The organism is Pseudanabaena sp. SR411 (assembly GCF_002251945.1).
Classification (GTDB): domain Bacteria; phylum Cyanobacteriota; class Cyanobacteriia; order Pseudanabaenales; family Pseudanabaenaceae; genus Pseudanabaena.
The window spans coordinates 1-23,801 of sequence record NZ_NDHW01000180.1 but is presented as its reverse complement, the minus strand read 5'-3'; the positions used below and the strand labels follow the sequence as shown (position 1 = coordinate 23,801).

The following is a 23,801-nucleotide window of genomic DNA, read 5'->3' as shown; positions in this document are numbered from 1 at the left end:
AGGTTATCATCGACGTTCTTTAGCAGAAACCACGATGTTTCGTTTCAAAAAGATATTTGGTGGTACTTTATGTTCCCGTAAATTTGACAATCAGGCGGTCGAGTTGTTCATCAAATGTGCAGCACTTAATCGCATGATTCAACTCGCTAAACCTCTCTCCTGTCCTGTTACTCGTTAATTATCTATCCTAAAGCTCCTATATCTTTTGTCTTCTTTTTATTCATGCAACAAAGCCACTCATAATTATGAAACTCCATGTAGATTTGAGCCAGCGTGTTGTCGTCGAAAGTGAATCCCTTGATTGGGTGGATTCCCCTATGATTGGTGTTCAGCGCCGAATGCTCGAACGAGATGGCGAAGAAGTCGCAAGGGCAACCTCTATCGTCCGTTATGCTCCTGACAGTCATTTCTCAGCGCATACCCACGGTGGCGGCGAAGAGTTTTTGGTCTTAGAGGGCATTTTCTCCGATGAGTATGGCAACTATCCTGCGGGAACCTATATTCGTAATCCTGTGGGCTCAACCCATACGCCTTTTAGCAAAGAGGGTTGCACGATTTTAGTCAAACTTTGGCAAATGCATCCCGATGATCAACAACGAGTAGCGATCGCCACAAAGGAATCGCCTTGGGCTAATGGCTTAGTCAAGGGGTTACAAGTAATGCCTCTGCATAGCTATGGAACCGAGAATGTTGCCCTCGTAAAATGGAATGGGATGCGGGTACTTACTTTCAGCCTCATATGCATTTAGGCGGCGAAGAAATCTTTGTGGTGGATGGAGTCTTTGAGGATGAGTTTGGTGCTTATCCTAAAGGGACTTGGCTGCGGAATCCTAGTGGCAGTCGGCATATGCCGTTTAGCAAATCAGGCTGTCTGATTTATGTCAAAGTAGGGCATCTGAGCTAATCTATTTTCTGTTTTTATCGTTGCTTTTAAAGATATGAAAACGCAAAGTATTCTGTCTAACATCGTTCTATATGGTCGCTCGATATGGCAGATAGTGCGATCGCGTCTAAGTCCTAAAAAAGGGATTGAGGATATCCTTAACTACCGATATATTTCGGACAAATTAGCTACAAGTGGTCAACCAACCGCCACAGATCTGGAATTAATTAGTCAAGCAGGATATAAAACTGTTCTCAATTTAGCTCCGCCAACTGCTTCCAATGCTCTGCCAGAGGAACAAGCGATCGCGACTAGTTTGGGAATAAATTATATTAACATCCCCGTAGTTTGGGATAGTCCGACAATGGCAGACTTTAATCAGTTTTGCGATGTAATGGAAAATCATAAGGACAAACCTATTTTTGTTCATTGTGCGATGAATATGCGCGTATCTGCATTTATGTATCTCTATCGTCATTTGAAGATGGGAGTCCCTGCCTCAGAAGCTTATTCAGCCATGAAAACCATCTGGGAACCCAATGCTACTTGGCAGCAATTCATTGAAACTGCGATCGCTTCTAATCACAGTAACTTCCGAGCAAGCGAACCTCAAGAAAATTTTTAAAAGCAATGCTTTTAAAAATTTTCTTGGTTTGAATTTGAGCGCAAAGCGCTGTAAATTAACTATTAACTAAATCCTAAAAACTATGGAAACTAAACCACCTCTTCCTCCATTTACCCTAGAAACTGCCAAAGCCAAAATCCAAGCTGCGGAAAATGCTTGGAATACTCGCGATCCTGAACGAGTAGCACTTGCCTATACTGAAGATTCTGAATGGCGCAATCGTAACGAATTTGTAAATGGACGCGATGAGATTAGAGAATTTCTCAAACGTAAATGGGCAAAAGAACTAGACTATCGATTGAGAAAGGAACTTTGGTGTTTTATGGATAATCGCATTGCGGTGCGATTTGAGTATGAATACCATGACGAAGCAGGTAATTGGTATCGTGCCTATGGTAATGAAAATTGGGAATTCGCGGAAAATGGCTTGATGATGCGCCGCTTTGCTAGCATTAACGACTTAGCTATCCAAGAAAGTGATCGCAAGTTTCGTTGGGAACGTTAAATTTACAGCGCTTTGCGCTTAAATCCAAACCATGAAGATTTTTGAAAGTGTTGCTTTGCAACACTTTCAAAAATCTTCATGGTTAGTTTGATCGGTAACTGATGTTACGTGGAACTCAGATGATGAATCTCTTGCTGGTAGCGAAGCAGGGCAACCACGGGGGGATTGCCCCTACCTGTAAATCTTAGATCTTGTAGGGGCTGCGCCCCCGTGCCAGCCCTAGACTTTCGCCATCGCAAGAATTCCTTCCACGTAACATCAGCGGTAAGTGCTGTAAACGAAAAAGCCGCGCTCAGTGCGGCTTTTTCGTTTACGGATTTGGTGGACACCAGAATAGATTTTGACTAGATATGCCAAGAGATTCGAGGATCTCCTTCATCGTTTTAGTACATTCCATCCAATAGTCTTGGTTGTCATACATCCAGTCGGGACTGAAGTGGAGATCGTAATGGAGTAAATTGGGAATATTCGCAAACTCATCAGATGTTTGCTTAGAAAGAAGAAGCACTCGGAATGGCTTGCCCTTGCATTTAATCGTTAGCTTTTCGATCAGATCTAGCACATAGTCACGATTAGTTACGCCAGTACGCACAAATAAGACTTCATCACAATGTTCGAGTGTGTATAAAAATCTCTTTGCCCGCGCTGAATAGCGAACCCGCATTCTTTCATGAATCGGCTGCATATTATTTGCAGGATCATCTGTATCTTCGACTTCATGCCCAAAGGACAGTCCAGACCATTTAGAATGATAGACTCTTCCTTCTTCAATATTGTAATGAAGATATTCAGGGTTCCACATGTCTTGGAAATCATTCATTACCATATCTGACACATCACCTAGATTTGTGGAACGCGCCAAATCAAAGGGAAACGCTGGCCCATCATATTCCATTTTATATAGGAGCATTCTCGCCGCGCAGCGATCGCCTAATGGCAAAATGGCTATGCGATTAATTTCTGACAGTTTACATTTGTATTTGAGCAACATTGTCGATTTGACAGGCGCTTTGACTCGACTCTCTAAACCTTGCTCGCCAATCATCATTGTCCGAAATGGTGCTTCTGGATTGGCGGGATCGTGATAAACTCCCGCAGGCATGGCTGCTAGAGCAGACCGAATTTCTTTCCACATCGGATGGATGTTATATTCTTCTTCAGACTCATTGATAATCCGAATCGTGCGATCGCCTTCTTTGAGAATGCCGAGATGTCCATCATAGTAAAGAATTTCTGCATTTTGAGGAGCAAAAAACTTGAGAGCCGAGCAATATTGCAGATCGACTCCAATCGGAATCTTAACTGTATTCTCAATTGATCCATTAAACTCAACTGATAGCAATGGAACTAAACCCAACTCATCATTTTTAGAGACATAGGATGTACCAAAGGTTAAGCCAGCCTTGCGCTTCAGAGCTTCTTGTAATTCCTTCCAAGTAGGAGTGATATTGTAAGTATATTCAGACTTATTGATAATTCTCAAAGTCTGAGCTTCAGGGTTAGCAAACACTTGAAATCCATATTTATCTTCATAAATAGAAATCTCGGCTATTTTGCTAGGATGTGATATTAGTGTCTGGGATTGCGATCGCTGAACGCGATCAATCTGGAAAATGTTGAGATTAATCGCTTGAAACATTAGCTCATGCCCTTTGGTATTGGGATGAGCCACATCTAGAGATAGGTCAGGTTTCCATCCTCCATAGCCATTGTCCAATACATCGAGCCAGTCAAGCATAGGCACTCCCCACTTCAACATGTGATGGTGAGTATCGCGTAGCAACCACGCATGTTCGGGGGTATAGTCTCCATGAGGATATAGACCACCAATAATAGGTAATGCACCTAAATCTTGAGTCATCTTGATTAATTGCAGTAACCCACTCTCAAAGCGACGCTGCACTGCTCGGCGATCATGCGGACGACAATAAGCTAGTCCTTCATTTCCCAAGGAAAGAGAAATGATCACTACATCTGGTTTTTCAGGCGCAACAACCGAAGTAAAGCGTTCAATCGTGCTGGTGACATTTGCCCCCAATTGTGATCGATTGACCAGTTGATGCCCATATTTTTCTTGCAAAGCTTGTCTTAGATGACTTGCCCAACCTTTGAGCAGCCAAGCACTACACCCCATCGCCACAGAACTACCGATGACTAATACTTTGAGTCTATCTGGTGAGGGGATTGCTGATTTTGAGTCTGGAGCTAAGGCAATCGCCTTTTCCAAATATCCATAGGGATATGCAGGAATATAACCAAAAGCTTGATCATCCACAATAATTGTCGAGGTTGAGGAATTAATATGATCTAGCTCAATCGGAACCCATCGATTAGCATCATTTTCACATTCCCATTCAGTTTTGCCATTGGCTGCAACTCGTACATATTTATACTCAATTTTTGCTTCAGAGTCAGGCAAGGTTAACGGATCAATTTCTACATCTACCCACCAAATTGGGTAGCGATCGCCTGATGTACGCAAAGGTAAATATTTTTTAATGTCCCACGATCCCAATTGAGGAATCGAACCGACCATACCAATCATTTCCCCACTTTGAGTGGGAGCTTTTACCTGAAATCGATACATAGAAATGTCTTCTGTGGATAGGACTTGATTAGTTCTGCCTACTGTAGCTACTTGTCTTAAGGCAAGTCCCACCCCCATTGATGAGATGTTGCTTCGAGCAACATCTCATCAATGGGGGTGGCTGTCTTAAACAAGATCGGCTATAGCTATAACAATCATTAAGTATTTAGGGCGATCGCCTCAGGTTTGAACTGTCTTAGAATCTATCACTCATTAGGTTTTAAGTCTGTTTTAGAAACTACAGCTAGCTATCCAGAAATATCGTTATTGATTGCTCAAAATTGGAGAACAACAAAATAAGAAACCGATTTTTGATGGTGCGGCAAAGCCGCACCATCAAAAATCGGTTTCTTATTAAATTACAGCGTCATGATAATTCAATTTCGTCGCCAGAAAATAAGTGGTAGCACAAAGAGCTGTCTCTTATTTTTTGGAGTTTTAAACTGGACGGAATTCGGTAAAATTATTAAGACATTGTAAAAAAGCAACTTTATATACTACGAGTATAAAAATTTTATGGCGAAGAAAAGTCTTGCAAGTTTGACTGCGGCGGAATTGGCAGGCAAAAAAGTTTTAGTAAGAGTTGATTTTAACGTTCCTCAAGACGAAACTGGCAAAATTACTGACGATACCCGTATTCGCGCCGCATTACCAACCATTAAATACCTCACCGAAGCTGGCGCTCGCGTAATCCTCACCAGTCACTTCGGCAGACCTAAGGGTGTTACCGAAAGCCTCCGCCTCAATCCTGTAGCAGTACGTTTATCGGAGTTACTTGGTCAGCCAGTTGTCAAAACCGATGATTGCATTGGTGAAGCAGTTGCGGCTCAAGTTAATGCTCTCAACAATGGCGATGTCGCTTTGTTAGAAAATGTGCGTTTTTATCCTGAAGAAGAAAAGAACGATCCTGAATTTGCCAAAAAACTAGCATCTTTGGCTGACATTTATGTAAATGATGCCTTTGGTACTGCTCACCGCGCCCATGCCTCAACTGAAGGCGTAACCAAGTACATCAGCACCTCAGTTGCTGGTTTCTTACTTGATAAAGAATTGCAATATTTGAGCGGTGCGATCGATAATCCTAAGCGTCCTTTAGCAGCGATCGTTGGTGGTTCTAAGGTTTCTAGCAAGATCGGCGTTATCGAAACCTTGCTCGATAAGGTTGATTATTTGTTGCTCGGCGGCGGCATGATCTTCACCTTCTACAAAGCTCGTGGCTTGAGTGTTGGTAAGTCTCTCGTTGAAGAAGACAAGCTAGACCTAGCTCGCGCTCTTGAAAAGAAAGCCGCAGAGCGTGGTGTCAAGTTCTTGCTGCCTACTGATGTAGTTGTAGCTGATAACTTCAAACCCGATGCCAATGCTCAAACCGTTAGCATTGACAATATTCCTGATGGTTGGATGGGCTTGGATATTGGACCTGACTCCGTAAAGGTATTCCAAGAGGCGCTTTCAAATTGCAAATCTGCAATCTGGAATGGTCCTATGGGCGTATTTGAGTTTGATAAGTTTGCGGTTGGTACTGAAGCGATCGCGCATACTCTTGCCGATCTGACAGCCACTGGCACAATCACCATCATCGGCGGCGGCGACTCTGTAGCTGCGGTTGAGAAGGTTGGTGTTGCTGACAAGATGAGCCACATCTCCACTGGTGGTGGTGCAAGCTTAGAATTGCTTGAAGGCAAAATCTTACCTGGTATCGCTGCTTTGAACGAAGCTTAGTATTTCCGTTAAAAAAAGGGGCGCATCGCGCCCCTTTTTTTAACGGAAATTATCGGGATTGAGTCGTCTACCGCCACTAGTAAAGCCATTGTTAGCCAGACTTGCCCCAGTGCCACCATCACTAGGATCAAGGAATGGCTTCAAGTACAAGTTGCCACTACGTACATTGGATACCGTGCGGCTTGGTGATAGCACTGAACCAAGGACACCATTAATTCCTCTAAGATCAATGCCTAAACCAAGATCACCAGTGATGTCATTTAAAGAGCGATCGCGTCCGCGATAAGTATTCACAGCCGTGGTTTGTTGACCGCTATCAGCCGTAGCGAGATTGCCAAACACCTGATCGCGAGTGGCGATCGGATCTTGACCATTAGGTACGGTCAACACAATCCGACAAGCCGAATTTTTATCAGTGGTAGCACAGATCACGTTATAGCCGTTTTCAGTACTGGTTCGCATTTCTAGCAAACCATCGGGACGATAGGACTCTAAACGACGACTAATTTCATTGCAACGTCTTTCAGGCGACCAACCATCGCCCATGAGGCTAGGAGCAGCCCAAGGGAAATATTTTTGGGGTTGACTCTTAGGTTGATAAACCACAATATACTGACCATCACGCGCTTGACAGCTAAAACGAGCCGTTTTGTTGTCCGTAGGATTAGCAGCTTTGTCGTTGGGATTTTCGGAGGGAAGCGTTGAGGGATTTGAGCTAGGGCTGGTCTCCACAGGGATAATCTGAGCGAAACTAGGCATCGCGACTAGAGGCAAACTAAGGGCGATCGCCGATAAGTAGCCAAATTGCTTTCGCAAAAAATTTGGTAAATTTTGGGTTGAGTATTTCATAGGATTAGCGGGTGTGTGAGGATTGGTAAACAAATCAAAGCGTCCCCCCAGATATATTTTGTGACTCTTGCGTGGTTCGCCTATGAGATTGCGCTTCACTTCTACTGATTCTAACTATAGATCTTTAGATCTTTCTATTGTTGTATGACCTGATGTTCAAAAAATATGTTCCCACCAAAAATAAAAACCAAATGTAAAAAAGGCGTTGCTACGCAACGCCTTTTTTAGTTAGTCATCAATTTCGCTTTCTTCAATTTCTTCGTCAGACGGTAAAGGCGATCGCAAGATTACTGTGTTTTGCAATTTGCCAATGCCCTCGATTTCGATATAAATGCGATCGCCTTCTTGCATCGGGCCAACACCTTCAGGCGTACCCGTAAGAATAATATCCCCAGGCAGTAAAGTCATAATTTGGCTAATGTAGGAAACGATGTAATCTGGTGAAAACACCATTTCCTCGATTGAGGCAGCCTGAAAAGGCTTTTTAGTATCATTTACAAAGGTTTGCAACATCGCAGTAGGACTGATTTCGCGCACAATCCACGGACCCAAGGGACAGAAAGTATCAAAACCCTTACCCCTAGTCCATTGACTATCGCTTCTTTGGAGATCCCTTGCCGTCACATCGTTGGCGATCGTGTAGCCCCAAATAGTAGCGATCGCCTGTTTAGGTGTGAGATTAAAACACTTTGAGCCAATCACTAAAGCTAGCTCACCTTCATATTCCACCCGATGAGACTGTGGTGGCAAGGCTATTTCTGCGTCAGGCGCGATAATTGTCGTGGTCGGCTTTAAAAATATAATTGGCTCTTTTGGGACTTCTCCACCCATTTCCGCAGCATGAGCAGAATAGTTTTTACCTACAGCAACAATCTTGCTCGGTTCACAGGGAGCTAAAAGTTGATAAGTATCTGGTGCAAGTAATTCTCCATTTGGCTCCCCTCCCAGCCAAGGTGCTGTATTGAGTAGCTTTATAGATTGATTCAACTCTAACAGCCCGTAACAGACTTCCCCTTGGGAAGTTTTCACGCGAACATAACGATCCGCCATAGCATCTTATTTGTATCTAAATATTAAGAGGGGCAACCTAGCAGCCTTGATTATATAGCAATCACCATCATAAACCTACAGCGCTTTGCGCTCAAACCCAAACCAAGAGATTTTCTGAAAGTGTTGCTTTGCAACACTTTCAGAAAATCTCTTGTGGTTCGTTTGATCGGTAATTGCTGTAGGAAGGTGTGATAGCGCATTGCAGATATTTCCTAGGGGTTCTGCAATTTAATTTTTGATGGTGCGGCGAAGCTACGCCATCAAAAATCGGTTCTCTGTTTTACGCCGAAGCCCTAAGTTAAGAGTAAGCTGCGATCGCAGTTCATTTTGGACTTTCTTGGTGGTCTTACTAAGTTAGTTTCAGATATACAACTGCAAGTTATCTATAAGTAGTTCAGTATATTTAAAACCTAAACCTAGAGCTTATGCTGCCCGCGTAGCGAGCAGCACAAGCTTCTAGGTTTTAACCTTATTTATGCTTAGCTAATTAACAGTTTTTACATTAGTAAATTGGAATATGAATCTATCTACATTTATCTTAGTTTCGCTAGCCTTTGGAGTTGCTTTTGGAACTTTATTAAATACGACTTTCCCTCAGAATATTGAAATAATTAATCAAAGTTTTTTAGCTCCAGTTGGTGAATCCTTTTTAAGACTGATTCAGTTTGTGGTCGTTCCCATTGTTTTTTCTTCTTTAATTATGGGATTAACCCGAATTCAAGGAGCAGGACAAGTTGGCAGATATACAGTCAAGTTAATGACCAGTTATTTGATTACTAGCTCAATAGCACTTTGTGTGGGCATAGGGACAGCCTATTTTTTGCAGCCTGGTAGTGGTGTGACAGGCTTCTCTGTGTCTGAAAGTATTAGTGTTACGGAAGCCCCTTCTCTCATATCTTGGTTAGTTAGCTTAATTCCTGTCAATCCATTAGAATCTCTCAGTACAGGCAATCTACTACAAATCATTTTTTCGGCAGTTTTATTAGGAATAGGAGTCCAACTTGCTAAGGATAAAGCCAAACCCTTTGTCGAATTTATTGAAAGTATCTATCACATTAGTGAAAAGACTTTATCCATAATTTTGTATGTTGCACCCTTAGGTGTATTTGCCCTGATGAGTTCTACGATCGCCACTCAAGGATTAGAACTAGTTGCTAAACTATTTCTCTATGTTTTGGGTTTAGTGATTGCTTCTTCGATCATGATTTGTTTAGATATGCTGGCTCTGTTTATTCTCAAAGCTGATCCTTTAAGATTCCTGCGTAGTCTTTCGGAAGCGATCGCCCTAGCATTTGGAACAGCTAGTTCTAATGCCGCATTGCCAGTGGTATTACAAAATATTCAAGAGAATTATGGACTACGTGAAGAAATCGCCAGTTTTGCCATTCCTTTAGGAACTGCCCTTAAGCGTGATGGTGCAGCAATTTTACAAGGATTTAATGGCTTATTTGTCGCCCAAATTTATCAAGTTCCCTTAACGCCTTCCCTATTAACGGCGATCGCTGTTAGTAGTTTGTTGGTTTCCTTTAGTACACCCGGAGTCCCCGGCTCAGCCCTGATCACGATGGCAACTGTGCTTTCAGCTTCAGGATTGCCTTTAGAAGCGATCGCTTTAGTTGCAGGAATTGATCGACTCACCGATGGGTTTAAAACTGTTGTTAATATTATTGGCAATAGTGTTAACGCCATTATTCTCAGTCATTGGGAAGTAGAACAAACACATGAAATAGAACAAATGCCTGCTAACTGAATAATCTGAAGCGATCGCTATAGCAGTTTTGATTTTGCCGAAAGCAACAAGATAAAATCAGACAAAACTATAGGCAATAAATCATGATGATTTTAGATCACATTGTTCCGTTTGGACGTTCTAAGGCTGAATATGAGTTGATGTTTGCACTGTCAGAAGGCGATCGCCTTAAATCCATAGTTGGCATCGGTGACGGACCAGCAAGCTTTAATGCGGAAATGACTGCCGCTGGTTATCAAGTTACCTCGATCGATCCGATTTATCAGTTTACTGGCTCAGAAATTAAAAGTCGCTTTGATGCTTGCGTAGACACCATTATCGAACAAGTTCGCAATACACCAAATAACTGGGTCTGGAGCTATCACAAATCTCCTGAAGATTTACGCGCAAATCGTGAGAAGGCGATCGCTCTATTTCTTGAAGATTATGATCGCGGCAAAATTGAAGGTAGATATCTCAATGCCGAACTACCCAAACTAGATTTTCAAGACAAGCAATTTCAACTTGCCCTATGTTCACATTTTCTATTTCTCTATTCCGAACATCTTAGTTTTGAATTCCATTTAGAATCAATCCGCGAACTATGTCGCATCGCAGAAGAAGTGCGGGTTTTCCCATTATTAAATTTGGCTCAAGCGCGATCGCCTTACATTGATGAAGTTTGTAGCATCTTAGCCAAAGAAGGTATTAGCTCAGAAATTATGCAAGTGAGCTATGAATTACAAAAAGGTGGCAATCAGGCGATTATTTTTCGACAATAAAAAAGCTCGCAATGCGAACTTTTTTATTGATTAATGCGGAACGGGGGACTTGAACCCCCAAGTCTTTCAACACATGTACCTGAAACATGCGCGTCTACCAATTCCGCCAGTTCCGCGATTGGTATTTTTGAGATTTTGCTATTAGTTGTTAACTTTTAGCTGACGAGTTTAGATTGCAAAAGTATCTAACTGGCAGTTATTAAGTGTCCTGTAAAGATTGCACAATGTCAATAATTTATCAGTTTTATGTCATAATCTACAGTAAAGCGATGGGAATACCGCTCTATAGGGCTAGCGATTTTTCCTGTAATCTTGTATCTTAGATTTGTAACAAAGAACACTGACCTTAAAACTATGACACTGCGTTTAGGCGATACCGTACCTGATTTTACTCAAGACTCCACCGAAGGTGTGATCAACTTCCATGAGTGGATCGGCGATAAATGGGCAATTCTATTTTCTCACCCCAAAGATTTCACCCCTGTTTGCACCACCGAACTTGGAACCGTAGCTAAGCTCAAGCCAGAATTTGATAAGCGCAATATCAAGGCGATCGCTTTGAGCGTCGATGGCGTTGAATCCCACAAAGGCTGGGTTGGCGATATCGAAGAAACTCAAGGCGCTACCCTTAACTACCCGATTTTGGCTGACGAAGATAAGAAAGTGTCAGAACTTTATGACATGATTCACCCTAACTCGGCAACAGGTAACACCTTGACTGTGCGATCGGTTTTTATTATTGACTCCAACAAAAAACTGCGCCTTAGCTTGACCTACCCTGCTAGCACAGGTCGCAACTTTGATGAAATTCTACGTGTAATTGATTCATTGCAATTGACCGACAACTACAGCGTTGCGACACCTGCCAACTGGAAAGATGGCGATGATTGCGTGATTGTCCCTTCAATTTCTAACGAAGAAGCTAAGACCAAGTTTCCAAAAGGCTTTAACCCTATTAAGCCTTACTTACGTCTAACTCCTCAGCCTAACAAGTAATACCAAAACACAAAATGGCGTAGCTATTTTGTGTTTTTAAAACCCTTACTGGGATTGATTTTGGGTTATCTAATGAGTGTGTACTCAATGAGTAACCACCATACTAAAAAGAAATGTGGTGTGCCACATTTCTTTTTAGTATAAATAAAACTTTCTATTTAATTGGTTATTAAGAGAGAGCTTGCTTAGCAAGCTCTCTCTTTTCTCAGTGTTTACCAGCTTTCGTCTTCGACAGCCGTTTTATCCCAAATTTCTAAATCTAGCTCTTCTAGATAAATAATTCCACTTTGAATTTGTTGAGTTGTTCCAGTTAGTTCTAACGTGAACCAGCCATCATCTTCTGGACTTTCGCCTAGAAGTGCGGCAATAATAGTCACGATTAAACCGTGTTCACAAGAGAGGCGAGAAATTATAGGCTCTCCATAGCAGCTTCTCGGAACACGCATAGCTATGCGTGTCGTCGTTCGGCGCTTTTCCTCTAAATTTACGGTAGCTCTGGAATCGATGCATTCCGCCGCTAGCATTGAAGTATCTCCAGTGCAAATGTCTTAATGTTTTGACATTTACCATAGTAGCTAAAGTTTTACGGAAATGGAAGTGATTCAAGTCACTAAATCTATAAAGAGTATAAATTTACACGATAGGCAACCGCCATGGGTAGTAATACCACAACTTATAATCGTATTTATGAAATTGTGCGGCAAATTCCTCAAGGATTTGTGGCTACCTATGGACAGGTCGCTGAACTTGCAAGTTTGGCAGGAAAAGCGCGTTTAGTTGGCTATGCCCTCTATCGAGTTGACATGAAAAGTTCGGATATTCCTTGGCAGCGTGTGGTTAATGCGAAGGGGGAGATTTCTATTTCGCCTTTGCGGTTTGGTACAGACTATTTGCAGCGATCGCTACTTGAAAGTGAAGGAATTAGCTTTAATGATGCAGGTAAAATCGATCTGCGAAAATATCTATGGCAACCTAATTTATGACTACTGCGACTTTACTTGTTTCCTGTCCTGACCAAAAAGGCTTAGTGGCAAAAATTTCGGACTGGGTATTTTCCCATGGGGGCAATATTCTCCATGCGGATCAACATGCGGATAGTACGGCGGGATTGTTTTTGATGCGTGTTGAGTGGGACTTGGAGAACTTCGATTTAGCAAGGTCAGAAATTACGCCGACCTTTGAAAAATTAGCAACTGAAATTAATGCTAAATGGAGTATTCAGTTTTCTGATTATGTGCGTCGGATTGCCATTTTTGTCTCTAAGCAGGATCATTGCTTGTACGATTTGATTTTACGGCAGCGATCGCACGAACTCTCAGCGACGATCCCTGTGGTGATTAGCAATCATCCAGATTTAGAAAAAGTCGCCCATAACTTTGGCATTAATTACCATCACATGGCGATCGCGCCAGAAAATAAGTTGGAGCAAGAAAAACAGCAACTTGCGTTACTTAAACAATACAAGATTGATTTAGTGGTTCTTGCAAAATATATGCAGGTTCTGAGTCCAGACTTTCTCTCTCAGTTCTCGCAAGTTATTAATATTCACCATTCATTTTTACCAGCCTTTGCGGGTGCAAATCCCTATCATCGCGCCTATAAGCGTGGTGTCAAAATTATCGGTGCAACGGCTCATTATGTGACTGAAGAGTTAGATGAGGGCCCAATTATCGAACAGGATGTCATTCGAGTTTCGCATCGTGATTCGGTTACGGATCTGATTCGCAAAGGTAAAGATTTAGAGCGTATTGTCTTAGCCAGAGCTGTCAGACAACATTTACAAAACCGTGTATTAATTTATGGACAATCGGCAAGTTCAGGCTTGGGGTTGCGAACTGTCGTATTTGATTAACAACTAAGCTGGCTCAAAGCTACACCTTTGCGGTGAATGGGTGTTAATTTTGGGTTATGTTAATACAAATATGCTTTTAAAAAAGTCTTATTCAAAGTTTTAGATCAAGGTTTTAAAAAATGACAGCAAAAATACAGTTGGCGATCGGCATTGATGAAGAAGCCACGGATGTAAAAATTACGCGCTCTAAGGATGGAGATACGAGTGTTGCGGTGTTTATCTTCGATTCACCTAATTGCATGAGTGGCGAGAATGCTAACAATAATGAGATATTGGGAATGTATATGATTGATGAAGAAGGCGAAATGGTGACGCGCAATGTCAACGCTAAATTCATCAATGGTAAATCAGCAGGAATTGAAGCAATTCATAAAATTGAGGGTGAACGTGATTGGGAACGTTTTCTGAGATTTATGAATCGTTATGCTGAGTCCAATGGGATGAGTTTAAATAAAGCCTAAATGAAGCTTTAAAGCGAAGAGGGTTTTGCATTTGCAGATAAAGATTTGCTGTGGTGAGTCTTGGAGATGGTGTCGCAGATGCAAACCCTCTACGAAGATGTTTGGGAATTGCGCGATCGCCTTTTCTTGCTTAGCATTTTAATTTTGTGGGGTTACAATGCGTGAGATGAGATCGCCACAAACATCATGACTCAAGAGCGTATTGAGTTTAATAAACATCATCATGAGTACCAAGATCGATTAACAAAACTTTGGTGTCGGATAGAAATTTAAAGATTAGTCGATGTTCATAATTGATACTAATTGCCCAATATCCAGCAAAATTACCACTCAAACTGTGTGTTTTTAGTGAAGGATGAAACGGCTCATCAGTAAAGAGAGTAAGTTTTTGTTGAAATCGCTCGACGAGTTCGGGATGTTTTTTGCGCCACTTTTTTAAAATTCGTAAAAATGACTCGTTTAGAATCAGTTCAATCATCATCGGAACTCAACATCATTAGTTCTGCGACTGTAACTGTTTGGGTATTGCCATTTTTATAGTTCTCTTCCGCTTCTTTGGCTCTAGCTAAAATTTGATTGCGGCGGATCTCGATCATTCTTTTATTGAGAATGTCAGTGACGAAGAGTTGATCGTCAGGATCAAGAACAGAGATGGCTTCTAAGATGCTTCCGACTGTTGATGTTTGCATAGGATTGAATCAATTAATTGTTTGACTTCATACTTTCTAGCATATTAGCTTAAAATTTTATTTGGTTTATAATGCGATCGCCCTAAGCACCATGACTCAAGAGCCAGAAACACCATTAAAACTGCGGAAAATTTTAAGTTGGTCGTCTTTGGGCGGCACTGGTGGATTATTCATTAATTATTTGATTAAGCAAGACTGGGTAATGGCGGCGATCGCCTTAACTTGTTTTGTCCTAGCTGCGATTTTGGGTGTTTTTGGGGCTTATGTCAAAAACTTTTTGGAGCGATTAAAAGAGACGTTGGCAAAGAAAGGGGCTGAAGATGCTGATCACTTTTTGGAAGGAATGGAACATTTACAAAAAAAATTGGCGGCAAAATCATCACAAAATGGAGCGTTAAAATCAGCCGCCTCACAACTATCTGATTTTGAGTCGAAATATCTCGAAGAACAAAAACTTGCTTGCCATGAAGATCGGGCGGTTGGGATTAGAGAAATAGAGGGATTTGATAACTATCCTGTCTTGCAAGAGATTTTTGTACCTTTGCGATTGACGGTTAATGCTAAAGAAGCAGGTTATGATCGCCACGAATCATTAGAAGATTATAAGACTACCCAAATTTGGGATTTACTGCGAAACAGTCAAAACAGACCAAAATTAAAACAAATTGCCATTCATGCATGGGGCGGCTTTGGCAAAACCACCCTATTAAAGCATCTCTCATTTGTTTACAGCGCTCGCGCCTATGGGAAATATAACGCTCCTAAGTTCGTTCCCTTTCTAATTTATTTAGCAGGTTGCTATCAGACTCTCTCGCAAGACAATCCGCCAACTTTGCCAGAATTTTTAACCAACGATCACGTTAATAAATTGCTAGAAGATCAAGATCTAGTTGCGCTGCCAGATTGGGTGTTAAACTTGCTCAGAGAAGGTCAAGCATTGGTGATGTTTGATGGATTTGATGAAATACCAATTTCGGAAAGAGGAAAGGTCAGCGAGTGGCTAAGTACGGCGATGCAGAAATATCGCAAGTCAGTTTTTATCGTCACTTCACGCCCAACTGCATACCGAGAAAACTACACTGCTCAGAAGCCATCATCAAGTTTTTGGATTGAAAAATTTGATCAAGAACAACGTCAAAAGTTTGTCGAGCAGTGGTATTTGTGCCAAGAAATTATGGCTAGAGGTGGGCGTTCTGGCAGAGATGTGGAACGCGCCGCTAAAACCAAGGCGAAATCACTATTAGCCCAAATAAAAGAGCGTCCAGAACTTGACGCGATCGCGGGTAATGCGCTCTTGTTAAATATGATGGTGCGCTATCATCGGGATGAACTAGGCGCAAAGCTACCACAGCGCAAAGTGGATCTATATCAAGGCATTTGTGAGCTACAGCTAAACCGCAGACCTAGTTTAAGAAAAATCGAATTATTACTTAAATCCACCAATCAGCGTCAAGAAGTGCTGCAATTTGTGGCGCTAGAGATGATGAAACGGGCTACCAATGATCGCGAAGACGGTTTTAAACAAATTCATCACGCTGATTTGTTAAGTAAGTTGAAGATTGGTTTAGATAAGTTTGATAGTGAAGTCAATGTGGAACAGTTTTTAGCGCAAATGGTAGATATTTAGTGAGATGCTAGTCAGGAGAGATGAAAAAATCTATCAGTTTTCCCATTTGAGCTTTCAGGAATTTTTAGCCGCTTCAGAACTTGTCCATTTAAATGAAGAAGGTAAAGAAGTCGGTGAGGCTTTGCTATTTGAGAAGTTAAGCTTAAACGCATGGAAGGATACGATTTTGTTTTATACCAGCCTGACTCCAAATCCAAATCGACTCATTCAAAAGCTAGTCGATCTTGATAATCGAGATCTCGTAGATCTGATCTATCGCCAAACTAATAAGGCTGATATTTTGAAATCCCTTGAAAAGTTAGTTATCGATAAGCGCTATGAGCAATTAGAAACTTATCTCAAGTCAAAGGAATGGGAAAACGCGGATCGGGAAACTGATAGATTAATGCTGAGTGCGGTGGGCAAGGAATCAACTCAATGGCTAGATGCAGATGATTTACTCAACTTCCCTTATGATGATCTATTGGCAATAGATCGCTTGTGGGTAAAACATAGCAATGGACTTTATGGCTTTAGCGTTCAGAAGCAAATTTATGTCGAGTGTGGTGGTAAGCTTGATTTTAGTTTGCCAAGTTCAGAGGCTTGGGATAAGTTTTGCGATCGCATAGCATGGAAAAACGAGGGTAAATGGTTGAACTATTCCAATGAATTTTTTAATATAAATTTTATGAATGTAAAGGGACACCTCCCTATGAGAGTAGGGGAGCGGGCAGAGCGGAGGAGAGTGATACTTCTTTTCTCGCATCGAGACTTGTGAAATTTAGAACGTAAACGTTTCATACTTCCATTAAGATTTATAAACCGACAATTAGCTACGACATAATGAGCTTTTCCGAAATCCGTTACCTGTCAGATCAAGGAAAAAGGAAAAAATAAGATGTGGATAAATTGAGATTTTTTCAGTATGGTTAGTTAATATAAAAAGAAATTTTTACTTTCTACTTTTTCCTTCCCTACGCTACTTAATCTTTTTGCTAGAATGACAACCATCATTTTCCTTGAAACATCATGCTAAAACCCATTTCTAATCACTTCACCATCGAAACCGAACAAGAAGACGATAATCGCTGGATTGCAGAAGTTCTAGAAATTTCAGGAGTTCTTGTCTATGGCAATACAGAACAGCAGGCAATAACTAAAGCTCAAGCTCTAGCTTTGAGAGTAATCGCTGACAAATTAGAACACGGAGAAATGGCTCTTGGTTTGACGAGTTTTGAATTTGTTGCAGCATAGAGAAACGATCAAATGAGTCAGTGGTCATCAGCAAAAGCAAGAAAAGTGTTATCTGCTCTAGAAAAGATTGGGTGGAAAGTCAAACGTCAGACAGGATCTCACAAAATTTTAGAGCGCGAAGGTTGGGAAGATTATGTTTTTGCCTTCTGAGACAGTGATGAAATTGGGACAAAAATGCTTGCTCGCATTGCTAAGAAAACAGGACTAAAACCAGAAAATTTATAGCGAAGAGAATTTAGTATTTAGTATTCGGCAATACAAAAAAAATTTTACTTTTTACTTTCTACTTTTTCCTTGAACCAACGTGATAGCAATAGCCAGTTTTGAGTTCGCGTGGTTTTCGAGACATGGTTTTACTTCTATAATTCCCATTATTCCCGTAGATGCTATGGAGGCATGGTCAGATGAGAATCAAGCGTAAGTTCCACCGTTCTTTAATTAAACTCGAACAACGGGATGGAGTGCTTCAGGTTGTTGGCGGAAACTCTTGGTTATCCTATTTCCGTGATCCCTATCATCTCTTACTCACAATTCCTTGGATTGGATTTTTAGCGATCGTTGTCATCATTGATATCTTTCTCAATGCCATCTTTGCTCTGCTTTATTTAATCGACGGCAATGCGATCGCGGGTGTAAAGGAAGTAGGCTTTTTAGAGGCTTTTTTCTTTAGTGTGCAAACACTTGCTTCCATTGGCTATGGAGTCATGAATCCGCAAACACTCTATGCCAATCTAATAGTCACCTTAGAATCAATCGCTAGCTTAATGTTATTTGCCGTGATTACAGGGATTGCCTTCACCAGATTTGCCAAATCCTCCTCCCGTGTGATGTTTAGTCGGGTAGCAACGATTCATGACTACAATGGTATTCCCACTCTCATGTTTCGCACAGCCAACGAACGCCGAAACAACATCCTCGAAGCAAAGTTGAGAGTTTATCTGATGATTGATGAAATCACATCCGAAGGTCAAATGATGCGACGATTACATGAATTGAAGTTAGTTCGCGATCATTCTCCTGTGTTTTTACTGTCTTGGACGGTGATGCATCCCATTGATCAAATCAGTCCTCTATATGGATTGACTCTGGAAACAATGGAACGATTACATGCTCAAATTCTAGTTTCACTTACAGGAGTCGATGAAACCATCGAAGGAACGATCCATGCTCGTCATTTTTATGCCGCTCAGACTCTCCTGTTTAACCGACGTTTTGTTGATGTAATCTCTATAGGAAAGGATGGACATCGCTATCTTGATTACACTCATTTTCATGAGACAACAGCAGTTTTATAGCCGTAGTCACTTGCAAAATCAAAACCCAAGAAGCGATTGGCGGCGCGAAGCGCCGCCAATCGCTTCTTGGGTTTTATGTCCTAACAAGACTGGCGACAGTTTGATGATGTAAGTAATAGTAATTCCATTAATCAGCGATATTGAGACAAAAACAAAAAGAAAGTGGCGGCGCTTCGCGCCGCCACTTTCTAATTAGTAGGTGCAGGAGTCTGGCTCGTTGCTGGAGTAGGTAGGACGGGCTGAGGTGGTATTGGCTGTGGCTCAACATCTCCATTCAGCGCATTTGGAGCAGGCTGAACCAAAAACAGTTGCTCAGTGCTGTCATACAATTTCTGTGCTAACAGATCATTGGCGGCTTCCGTGAGATGAATCGGATCGATGAAAGCCTGTTGGTTCGTATTTTGAAATAGCTGATAGAAATTGACAAATTTAGGCTTAAGGGGACTATTGCTCAGAGCTTGCTCCGCGATCTTGTAAGCATTCGTGATGCGATCGCTATAATCTTTGCCTAGAGATTTCAGAATACCTTCTTCTTCCTTAGTTAAGGACTTTTGCTTGCCTGTGATTTCAGGCTGAAGAATGATCAAAGCAGGAATATTGTTAGCTAGCCTCGTCATTTGCTGAGTATTGTAAAGATAGCGCTCAACCCTTTTTTGAATTTCTTTAGGATCTTTGCTTAGCTGCTCAGCATTAAAAACTTGATATTCAGAGCTAAAAGTGGTGATATCGGCGGGAACTACCCATTTTTGCCATGCTTTAACTAGATATAACGAATTTAGCCAGTTATTAAATTGTTGGGTTTGATGTTGGCGATATTGGGCAAGGGGATCACGTAACATCTGCTCAACGTTCCCGATTTCGCGAGCAGCCTGATTGCTAGGCGATCGCAAATCTTCGTAGCCATCAAGGATGAGCAGCGCATTGGGACTATAGGCACTGACCTTATGGGATAGCAGCGCTAATTCATTGCCAGAGTTATAACCAGGAGCCGCCGCCGCAATCACTCGATAGCTACCGTCACGAATACGTGGTGGCAATGCGCGCATTGCTTCAATTTGATCGGCAAAGTAGGGAATTTCCTTGGGCTTAAACTTTTCGGGATTGCTATTTTGAGCGCGGACGCGATCGTTAAGCAATTTTTCGATCTTAAAAGCCAAAGCCTTTTGGTTCTTTTCCGCCATATTGGTAAAAGCGGTAGAACTACCAACCAAAAACACGCGGATCTCGTTAGCAGGCTTGTCAATAGGTACTGATGAATCTTGACGGAAGCCCTGATCATTGATTTGCCAATAATCACTACTTTGACTGGGCAGCAATTCATAACCCAATAACGGACTGCGTTTTATATGGAGTTGCCCTGCATCTGGTAATCCTGGATAGTTATTACCATTAGAGTCCTGCAACTTAAAGGCGTAGGACTGGGCGATCGCGACAGTTTTGTTGGGGCTGAGTTGGTTGGTACTACCTGTTGCTAAAACCGCTCCTCGTGCGATCAGTTCCGCCAAAATTAATAGCAGTGGCAAACCAATCAGGAGCAGAAGTAGGGTATTTCGCAACCAAGATTTGCGCTTGGATTGCCAAGAAGTTGTATATCGGGGTCTACGCATGACTAGGCTACTTGTGTGCAGCTATACAGCTTATAACAATTTATATCTCTTATATCTCAAACTCAAATATTAAGTTCAGTTAGCGCAAAGCACCTATTGAAATTATTTGAGTTGAATTAACTCGATTTTATAACCGTCGGGATCTTCGACAAAGGCTATTTCCGTTGTGCCATGCTTCATGGGGCCAGGTTCACGGGTGATTTTGCCACCTTTCTCACGAATGGCTTCACAAGCGGTATAAATATTTTCCATGCCCAAAGCAATATGCCCGTAGCCAGTGCCAATCTCATAGGCTTTTGTATCCCAGTTATGGGTTAGCTCGATGACGGCATTGCTTGATTCATCGCCATAGCCCACGAAAGCAAGGGTAAAGCGCCCATCAGGATAGTCTTTGCGGCGCAGGATCTTCATACCGAGGACGTTGCTATAAAAATCAAGCGATCGCTCTAGATCACCAACTCGAACCATTGTATGTAAAACACGCATTTTAGTTTTCCTCTAAAGTTTTTTGTTAGAGATATGCTTTGCATCTCTCTAACATTTTAACGATCATAATCTTCATCATCTAAGCTCTTAGGCTCAACTAGCCAGTCAGAGTTTTGTCCGCCGATAATTACTTCTTCGATCGCGACATATTCTTTATCAAACTGGCGCAAGGCATTTACTAAGGTATCGATCGCGATCGCATCAGTTGTGCCTAGATCAACCCAACATCTTGCCCATTCATTTTCGTACTCTAGGTCAGTCATATTATGCATAACTGACATCATCTCGTCATCGGCGGCTTGGTTGTCATAGTCAAAATAGCTAACATCCACGCCAGATTCCAGCACCTGCATATTACAAGCATTGAAACCGCCTAGTTTACCCAGTAGAAACCAAGAGTTAAATACTTCGTCTAACAGTTGTTTTTCTTGCTGAGATGGAATTTCACTAAACTTGATCCAGATCCATAAGTCGAACCAATCACATTCTCGAAATCTAACTTCCATAATCAACTTGTAGATCTTTCAAAAATCTCGATAACAACATGTCGATACTAGTTTAGGCGATCGCGCCCAACTATCTTTTGAAAACTGCGGATACCACTGTGATTAGTGGCACTGGCAATTAGTCCAAATGCCAAGTTAACTAATGATTGCGTTGCTTGTCTGTAGGTATCAAATTTATCGTCTGACTTTTCAATGCTTGCGTCTAGCCTCTCGACATCAGTTTTTAACTCTGCAAGCGATTCTAGTACTTGTTTCTGAAATTCTTCTTGAGACATAAACATCATTAACTTGATCAAAATCTTTGAAAGTTATCACCATCGTTCTGCACTCTCCACAATTTTCATTAGCTTATCGTTTTTTAATCTGAATTCATGCCAGAGTAAGTCTTTGGGGCTTGCGATAGTGGGTTACGATTGCCGATCTTAAATTCTTTCGTTTTTGATGATTCTCCAAATCTCAGAATATGTAGTATCATCCATCCAAACAATTTGCATAACGAGTACTTTCTACTACTCTTGTAAGATGTTTAGCAGTTTGTAACGATAAGTTACGATACAGTGCTAAAGTTAAATGCAAATTAGTCTAAAAGACTTAAGAACCCTGTGCGAAGTTCTTGAGTAAATTGTAAGCAATGTGTTGAGTCCCATCTTTGCTCATGGGTGGGCGATCGCTGAAGCAAACGTTCAGTCGTGAGGAGTATTCCCTACCTGTGGCAACAAATCCCATCAATTTAGGTAAGTCTGGTTTGTCTAATAAGTCGTCTAAGCCCAAAACGGCTTCATTCAAACACAAATGGACACTTTTTATAGTGTTATTTGTGGCGCTGTTGTCAGGGGGACTAGGTGCAGGATTAGCTTTCGTATTAAGTAGTAGACCTTTTCAACAACGGCAATTATCTGCTGATGAAGCAGCCGTATTTAACCGTAACGCCGATGGCATGACTTCAGCGATCGCAGGTGTACCGACGCTGACTCGTCCAGTCAATATTTTGGTACTCGGAACGATCATTCTCACATCTGATTTACCTGATGCTCAATCTAAGCCCAAAGGGAGATATTTAGCCGAAGTCGAAGATAATCTCAACGGCATGAGTGACGCAATGTTGTTGATCCGTTTTGATCCTGCCACTCAAAAGGTTGCGGTTTTATCAATTCCTCGTGATAGTCGCGTCGATATTCAAGGTATAGGCAAGACAAAAATCAACTTTGCCAACTATGCAGGTGGAGCATCTCTGTCAGCTCAGACTGTTAGTCAGTTGTTAGGAGATATCCCGATTGATCGCTATATCCGTTTCAATGTTAATGGTTTTGGTAAATTAATCGACGCTCTGGGCGGCGTTGATGTGTATGTACCGAAAAAGATGAAATATCAGGATGATAGCCAGCATCTGTATATCAACCTTAATGCGGGACAACAAAAATTAAACGGTAGCAAGGCAATTCAATATATGCGCTATCGTCATGATGATCTCGGAGATATTGGTCGGGTACAACGTCAGCAAGCATTTTTCCGTGCTTTCATTGATCAAAAACTTAAGCCTGAAGCGATCACTAAGCTGCCTGAAGTTCTGACCATTGTTAAAGAAAATATCGATACCAATCTCTCTGTGGAAGAAGTACTTGCCCTCGCTGGCTATACATCCAAGATTGATCGCAAAAGCATCCAGATGCATATGGCTCCAGGGCGATTTAGTAATCCTGGAGAATTTGACAGTCTGAGCTACTGGATTTTAGATAATCGACGGCTTGCCACCATCATGAACCAAAGTTTTGGAGTGATGAAGAGAGCCGATACAAGTCTTGAGGACAGTACACCACAAACTCTGAGAGTTGCAATCCAAGATAGTATGTCTCAGCCCGAAGGCTCCAAGAAAGCCACCACTGTTTTGTCTAAGTCTGGCTATGCTCAAGTGTTTGCGGCTAGCGATCGCTGGTCTAAGCCGCTTGCGAAGACCCAGATTATTGCTCAAAATGGAGATAAGGCAAGTGCTGAGAAATTACGTGATGCTTTAGGGATTGGTGAAGTCTTAATCGAATCAACGGGTGATATCGAGTCAGATATTACGGTTCGGGTAGGGAAAGACTGGCTGGAAGCAAATAATATTCCTTTGAAGCCTGTTAAACCGACACAAACTAAACAACGTTAAAAAAAGAGAGAAGGCAAAGCCTTCTCTCTTTTTTTTATAGCTATCACCATTCTTGTTAGCCCACATTCCGCTCGTAATGGAATGAGAAAAACAATTACGAAACAGGTGCAGGGAGCAAATAATAGCGTTGGCAGGTGGGAGAAAAAAACTTTAAAATATGAAGCCGAAGAGGAG

Annotated in this window: 25 protein-coding genes, 1 tRNA gene and 3 pseudogenes; 17 read left to right on the top strand and 12 right to left on the bottom strand. The window is 41.7% G+C overall.

What is annotated here, in order from left to right; all coding sequences use genetic code 11:
- The 4 genes and pseudogenes from B9G53_RS18845 to B9G53_RS18830 form a co-directional block, all read left to right on the top strand.
- Positions 1–178, top strand: a pseudogene (locus B9G53_RS18845) (IS5/IS1182 family transposase); the annotation flags it as partial.
- 67 nt (positions 179–245) lie between these two features.
- Positions 246–904: pseudogene (locus B9G53_RS18840) on the top strand (cupin domain-containing protein).
- A 34-nt stretch (positions 905–938) separates the two neighbouring features.
- A complete protein-coding gene (locus tag B9G53_RS18835) occupies positions 939–1,508 on the top strand; it encodes a protein tyrosine phosphatase family protein (protein ID WP_176453273.1) in 570 nt (189 codons plus the stop codon).
- A gap of 82 nt (positions 1,509–1,590) precedes the next feature.
- Positions 1,591–2,013: a nuclear transport factor 2 family protein gene (locus B9G53_RS18830; protein ID WP_094535011.1), complete on the top strand. Its 423-nt coding sequence runs from the start codon at positions 1,591–1,593 to the stop codon at positions 2,011–2,013.
- Positions 2,014–2,323: 310 nt separating this feature from the next.
- Here B9G53_RS18830 and B9G53_RS18825 read toward each other — a convergent pair whose 3' ends face one another.
- On the bottom strand, positions 2,324–4,672 hold the full coding sequence (locus tag B9G53_RS18825) for a DUF1796 family putative cysteine peptidase (protein ID WP_254923726.1): 2,349 nt from the start codon (positions 4,670–4,672) through the stop codon (positions 2,324–2,326).
- Positions 4,673–5,116: 444 nt separating this feature from the next.
- Between B9G53_RS18825 and B9G53_RS18820 the strand changes: the two genes are divergently transcribed.
- Entirely contained in the window at positions 5,117–6,319 is a 1,203-nt protein-coding gene (locus B9G53_RS18820) for a phosphoglycerate kinase (RefSeq protein ID WP_094535010.1), read from the top strand.
- 39 nt (positions 6,320–6,358) lie between these two features.
- On the opposite strand, the gene B9G53_RS18815 is transcribed toward B9G53_RS18820, so the two are convergent.
- Complete coding sequence (locus B9G53_RS18815; protein ID WP_254923725.1) at positions 6,359–7,168, bottom strand: COP23 domain-containing protein; 810 nt, start codon at positions 7,166–7,168, stop codon at positions 6,359–6,361.
- Between the two features lie 228 nt (positions 7,169–7,396).
- Positions 7,397–8,218, bottom strand: a complete 822-nt coding sequence (locus B9G53_RS18810) for a fumarylacetoacetate hydrolase family protein (protein ID WP_094535009.1) — start codon at positions 8,216–8,218, stop codon at positions 7,397–7,399.
- Positions 8,219–8,735: 517 nt separating this feature from the next.
- Here B9G53_RS18810 and B9G53_RS18805 point away from each other — a divergent pair.
- Positions 8,736–9,968, top strand: coding sequence for a dicarboxylate/amino acid:cation symporter (locus B9G53_RS18805; protein ID WP_094535008.1), 1,233 nt, complete (start codon positions 8,736–8,738; stop codon positions 9,966–9,968).
- A gap of 83 nt (positions 9,969–10,051) precedes the next feature.
- Positions 10,052–10,729, top strand: a complete 678-nt coding sequence (locus B9G53_RS18800) for an SAM-dependent methyltransferase (protein WP_094535007.1) — start codon at positions 10,052–10,054, stop codon at positions 10,727–10,729.
- Between the two features lie 34 nt (positions 10,730–10,763).
- On the opposite strand, the gene B9G53_RS18795 is transcribed toward B9G53_RS18800, so the two are convergent.
- Positions 10,764–10,845, bottom strand: a tRNA-Leu gene (locus tag B9G53_RS18795).
- Between the two features lie 238 nt (positions 10,846–11,083).
- Between B9G53_RS18795 and B9G53_RS18790 the strand changes: the two genes are divergently transcribed.
- On the top strand, positions 11,084–11,725 hold the full coding sequence (locus B9G53_RS18790) for a peroxiredoxin (RefSeq protein ID WP_094535006.1): 642 nt from the start codon (positions 11,084–11,086) through the stop codon (positions 11,723–11,725).
- A 212-nt stretch (positions 11,726–11,937) separates the two neighbouring features.
- On the opposite strand, the gene B9G53_RS18785 is transcribed toward B9G53_RS18790, so the two are convergent.
- A complete protein-coding gene (locus B9G53_RS18785) occupies positions 11,938–12,171 on the bottom strand; it encodes an NIL domain-containing protein (protein ID WP_254923729.1) in 234 nt (77 codons plus the stop codon).
- 207 nt (positions 12,172–12,378) lie between these two features.
- Here B9G53_RS18785 and B9G53_RS18780 point away from each other — a divergent pair, with 207 nt between their 5' ends.
- The 3 genes from B9G53_RS18780 (at position 12,379) to psb28 (ending at position 14,038) form a co-directional block, all read left to right on the top strand.
- Positions 12,379–12,708 carry an MGMT family protein gene (locus tag B9G53_RS18780; RefSeq protein ID WP_094535004.1) on the top strand — a complete coding sequence of 110 codons (330 nt, stop codon included), beginning with the start codon at positions 12,379–12,381 and terminating at the stop codon, positions 12,706–12,708.
- Positions 12,705–13,577 carry a formyltetrahydrofolate deformylase gene (gene purU, locus B9G53_RS18775; RefSeq protein ID WP_094535003.1) on the top strand — a complete coding sequence of 291 codons (873 nt, stop codon included), beginning with the start codon at positions 12,705–12,707 and terminating at the stop codon, positions 13,575–13,577. Before B9G53_RS18780 ends, purU begins: the two co-directional genes overlap by 4 nt.
- A 119-nt stretch (positions 13,578–13,696) precedes the next feature.
- Positions 13,697–14,038: a photosystem II reaction center protein Psb28 gene (gene psb28 / locus B9G53_RS18770; protein ID WP_094535002.1), complete on the top strand. Its 342-nt coding sequence runs from the start codon at positions 13,697–13,699 to the stop codon at positions 14,036–14,038.
- Positions 14,039–14,246: 208 nt separating this feature from the next.
- Here the strand turns inward: psb28 and B9G53_RS18765 are convergent, their stop codons facing one another.
- Positions 14,247–14,519: a type II toxin-antitoxin system mRNA interferase toxin, RelE/StbE family gene (locus B9G53_RS18765; RefSeq protein WP_254923724.1), complete on the bottom strand. Its 273-nt coding sequence runs from the start codon at positions 14,517–14,519 to the stop codon at positions 14,247–14,249.
- Positions 14,509–14,727 (bottom strand): hypothetical protein, encoded by a 219-nt coding sequence (locus B9G53_RS18760; protein WP_094535001.1) that lies wholly within the window; start codon positions 14,725–14,727, stop codon positions 14,509–14,511. Before B9G53_RS18760 ends, B9G53_RS18765 begins: the two co-directional genes overlap by 11 nt.
- Positions 14,728–14,818: 91 nt before the next feature.
- Between B9G53_RS18760 and B9G53_RS18755 the strand changes: the two genes are divergently transcribed.
- The 5 genes and pseudogenes from B9G53_RS18755 to B9G53_RS18735 all read left to right on the top strand — a co-directional run bounded on the left by B9G53_RS18755 (position 14,819) and on the right by B9G53_RS18735 (position 18,882).
- Positions 14,819–16,354 (top strand): NACHT domain-containing NTPase, encoded by a 1,536-nt coding sequence (locus B9G53_RS18755; protein WP_094535000.1) that lies wholly within the window; start codon positions 14,819–14,821, stop codon positions 16,352–16,354.
- Positions 16,355–16,358: 4 nt separating this feature from the next.
- A complete protein-coding gene (locus B9G53_RS18750; protein WP_094534999.1) occupies positions 16,359–17,111 on the top strand; it encodes a GUN4 domain-containing protein in 753 nt (250 codons plus the stop codon).
- 251 nt (positions 17,112–17,362) lie between these two features.
- Positions 17,363–17,587 (top strand): type II toxin-antitoxin system HicB family antitoxin, encoded by a 225-nt coding sequence (locus B9G53_RS18745; protein WP_094534998.1) that lies wholly within the window; start codon positions 17,363–17,365, stop codon positions 17,585–17,587.
- Positions 17,588–17,599: 12 nt separating this feature from the next.
- Positions 17,600–17,812 (top strand): annotated as a pseudogene (locus B9G53_RS29145) (type II toxin-antitoxin system HicA family toxin).
- Positions 17,813–17,991: 179 nt separating this feature from the next.
- The gene (locus tag B9G53_RS18735) at positions 17,992–18,882 is read left to right on the top strand and encodes an ion channel (protein WP_094534996.1); all 891 of its coding nucleotides are present in this window, start codon (positions 17,992–17,994) and stop codon (positions 18,880–18,882) included.
- A 188-nt stretch (positions 18,883–19,070) separates the two neighbouring features.
- Here the strand turns inward: B9G53_RS18735 and B9G53_RS18730 are convergent, their stop codons facing one another.
- From B9G53_RS18730 to B9G53_RS28635, 5 genes are all read right to left on the bottom strand, one after another.
- Complete coding sequence (locus B9G53_RS18730; protein ID WP_094534995.1) at positions 19,071–20,489, bottom strand: hypothetical protein; 1,419 nt, start codon at positions 20,487–20,489, stop codon at positions 19,071–19,073.
- A gap of 102 nt (positions 20,490–20,591) precedes the next feature.
- A complete protein-coding gene (gene gloA / locus B9G53_RS18725; RefSeq protein WP_094534994.1) occupies positions 20,592–20,975 on the bottom strand; it encodes a lactoylglutathione lyase in 384 nt (127 codons plus the stop codon).
- A 56-nt stretch (positions 20,976–21,031) separates the two neighbouring features.
- A complete protein-coding gene (locus B9G53_RS18720; RefSeq protein ID WP_094534993.1) occupies positions 21,032–21,481 on the bottom strand; it encodes a DUF3531 family protein in 450 nt (149 codons plus the stop codon).
- 47 nt (positions 21,482–21,528) lie between these two features.
- The gene (locus tag B9G53_RS18715; protein WP_254923723.1) at positions 21,529–21,756 is read right to left on the bottom strand and encodes a hypothetical protein; all 228 of its coding nucleotides are present in this window, start codon (positions 21,754–21,756) and stop codon (positions 21,529–21,531) included.
- 316 nt (positions 21,757–22,072) lie between these two features.
- Positions 22,073–22,267, bottom strand: a complete 195-nt coding sequence (locus B9G53_RS28635) for a hypothetical protein (RefSeq protein WP_254923722.1) — start codon at positions 22,265–22,267, stop codon at positions 22,073–22,075.
- A 31-nt stretch (positions 22,268–22,298) separates the two neighbouring features.
- Here B9G53_RS28635 and B9G53_RS18710 point away from each other — a divergent pair, with 31 nt between their 5' ends.
- Positions 22,299–23,627 carry an LCP family protein gene (locus B9G53_RS18710; RefSeq protein WP_254923721.1) on the top strand — a complete coding sequence of 443 codons (1,329 nt, stop codon included), beginning with the start codon at positions 22,299–22,301 and terminating at the stop codon, positions 23,625–23,627.
- Positions 23,628–23,801 lie beyond the last annotated feature (174 nt).

Excerpts from the sequence above, each read along its gene's own strand:
- B9G53_RS18735 (WP_094534996.1), top strand. The coding sequence starts at position 17,992 with ATGAGAATCAAGCGTAAGTTCCACCGTTCTTTAATTAAACTCGAACAA.
- B9G53_RS18830 (WP_094535011.1), top strand. The coding sequence starts at position 1,591 with ATGGAAACTAAACCACCTCTTCCTCCATTTACCCTAGAAACTGCCAAA.
- B9G53_RS18780 (WP_094535004.1), top strand. The coding sequence starts at position 12,379 with ATGGGTAGTAATACCACAACTTATAATCGTATTTATGAAATTGTGCGG.
- B9G53_RS18805 (WP_094535008.1), top strand. The coding sequence starts at position 8,736 with ATGAATCTATCTACATTTATCTTAGTTTCGCTAGCCTTTGGAGTTGCT.
- purU (WP_094535003.1), top strand. The coding sequence starts at position 12,705 with ATGACTACTGCGACTTTACTTGTTTCCTGTCCTGACCAAAAAGGCTTA.
- gloA (WP_094534994.1), bottom strand. The coding sequence starts at position 20,975 with ATGCGTGTTTTACATACAATGGTTCGAGTTGGTGATCTAGAGCGATCG.
- B9G53_RS18755 (WP_094535000.1), top strand. The coding sequence starts at position 14,819 with ATGACTCAAGAGCCAGAAACACCATTAAAACTGCGGAAAATTTTAAGT.
- B9G53_RS18820 (WP_094535010.1), top strand. The coding sequence starts at position 5,117 with ATGGCGAAGAAAAGTCTTGCAAGTTTGACTGCGGCGGAATTGGCAGGC.
- B9G53_RS18800 (WP_094535007.1), top strand. The coding sequence starts at position 10,052 with ATGATGATTTTAGATCACATTGTTCCGTTTGGACGTTCTAAGGCTGAA.
- B9G53_RS18790 (WP_094535006.1), top strand. The coding sequence starts at position 11,084 with ATGACACTGCGTTTAGGCGATACCGTACCTGATTTTACTCAAGACTCC.
- B9G53_RS18835 (WP_176453273.1), top strand. The coding sequence starts at position 939 with ATGAAAACGCAAAGTATTCTGTCTAACATCGTTCTATATGGTCGCTCG.
- B9G53_RS18720 (WP_094534993.1), bottom strand. The coding sequence starts at position 21,481 with ATGGAAGTTAGATTTCGAGAATGTGATTGGTTCGACTTATGGATCTGG.
- B9G53_RS18730 (WP_094534995.1), bottom strand. The coding sequence starts at position 20,489 with ATGCGTAGACCCCGATATACAACTTCTTGGCAATCCAAGCGCAAATCT.
- B9G53_RS18815 (WP_254923725.1), bottom strand. The coding sequence starts at position 7,168 with ATGAAATACTCAACCCAAAATTTACCAAATTTTTTGCGAAAGCAATTT.
- B9G53_RS18715 (WP_254923723.1), bottom strand. The coding sequence starts at position 21,756 with ATGTCTCAAGAAGAATTTCAGAAACAAGTACTAGAATCGCTTGCAGAG.
- B9G53_RS18785 (WP_254923729.1), bottom strand. The coding sequence starts at position 12,171 with ATGCGTGTTCCGAGAAGCTGCTATGGAGAGCCTATAATTTCTCGCCTC.
- B9G53_RS18765 (WP_254923724.1), bottom strand. The coding sequence starts at position 14,519 with ATGATGATTGAACTGATTCTAAACGAGTCATTTTTACGAATTTTAAAA.
- B9G53_RS18810 (WP_094535009.1), bottom strand. The coding sequence starts at position 8,218 with ATGGCGGATCGTTATGTTCGCGTGAAAACTTCCCAAGGGGAAGTCTGT.
- B9G53_RS18750 (WP_094534999.1), top strand. The coding sequence starts at position 16,359 with ATGCTAGTCAGGAGAGATGAAAAAATCTATCAGTTTTCCCATTTGAGC.
- B9G53_RS18745 (WP_094534998.1), top strand. The coding sequence starts at position 17,363 with ATGCTAAAACCCATTTCTAATCACTTCACCATCGAAACCGAACAAGAA.
- psb28 (WP_094535002.1), top strand. The coding sequence starts at position 13,697 with ATGACAGCAAAAATACAGTTGGCGATCGGCATTGATGAAGAAGCCACG.
- B9G53_RS18760 (WP_094535001.1), bottom strand. The coding sequence starts at position 14,727 with ATGCAAACATCAACAGTCGGAAGCATCTTAGAAGCCATCTCTGTTCTT.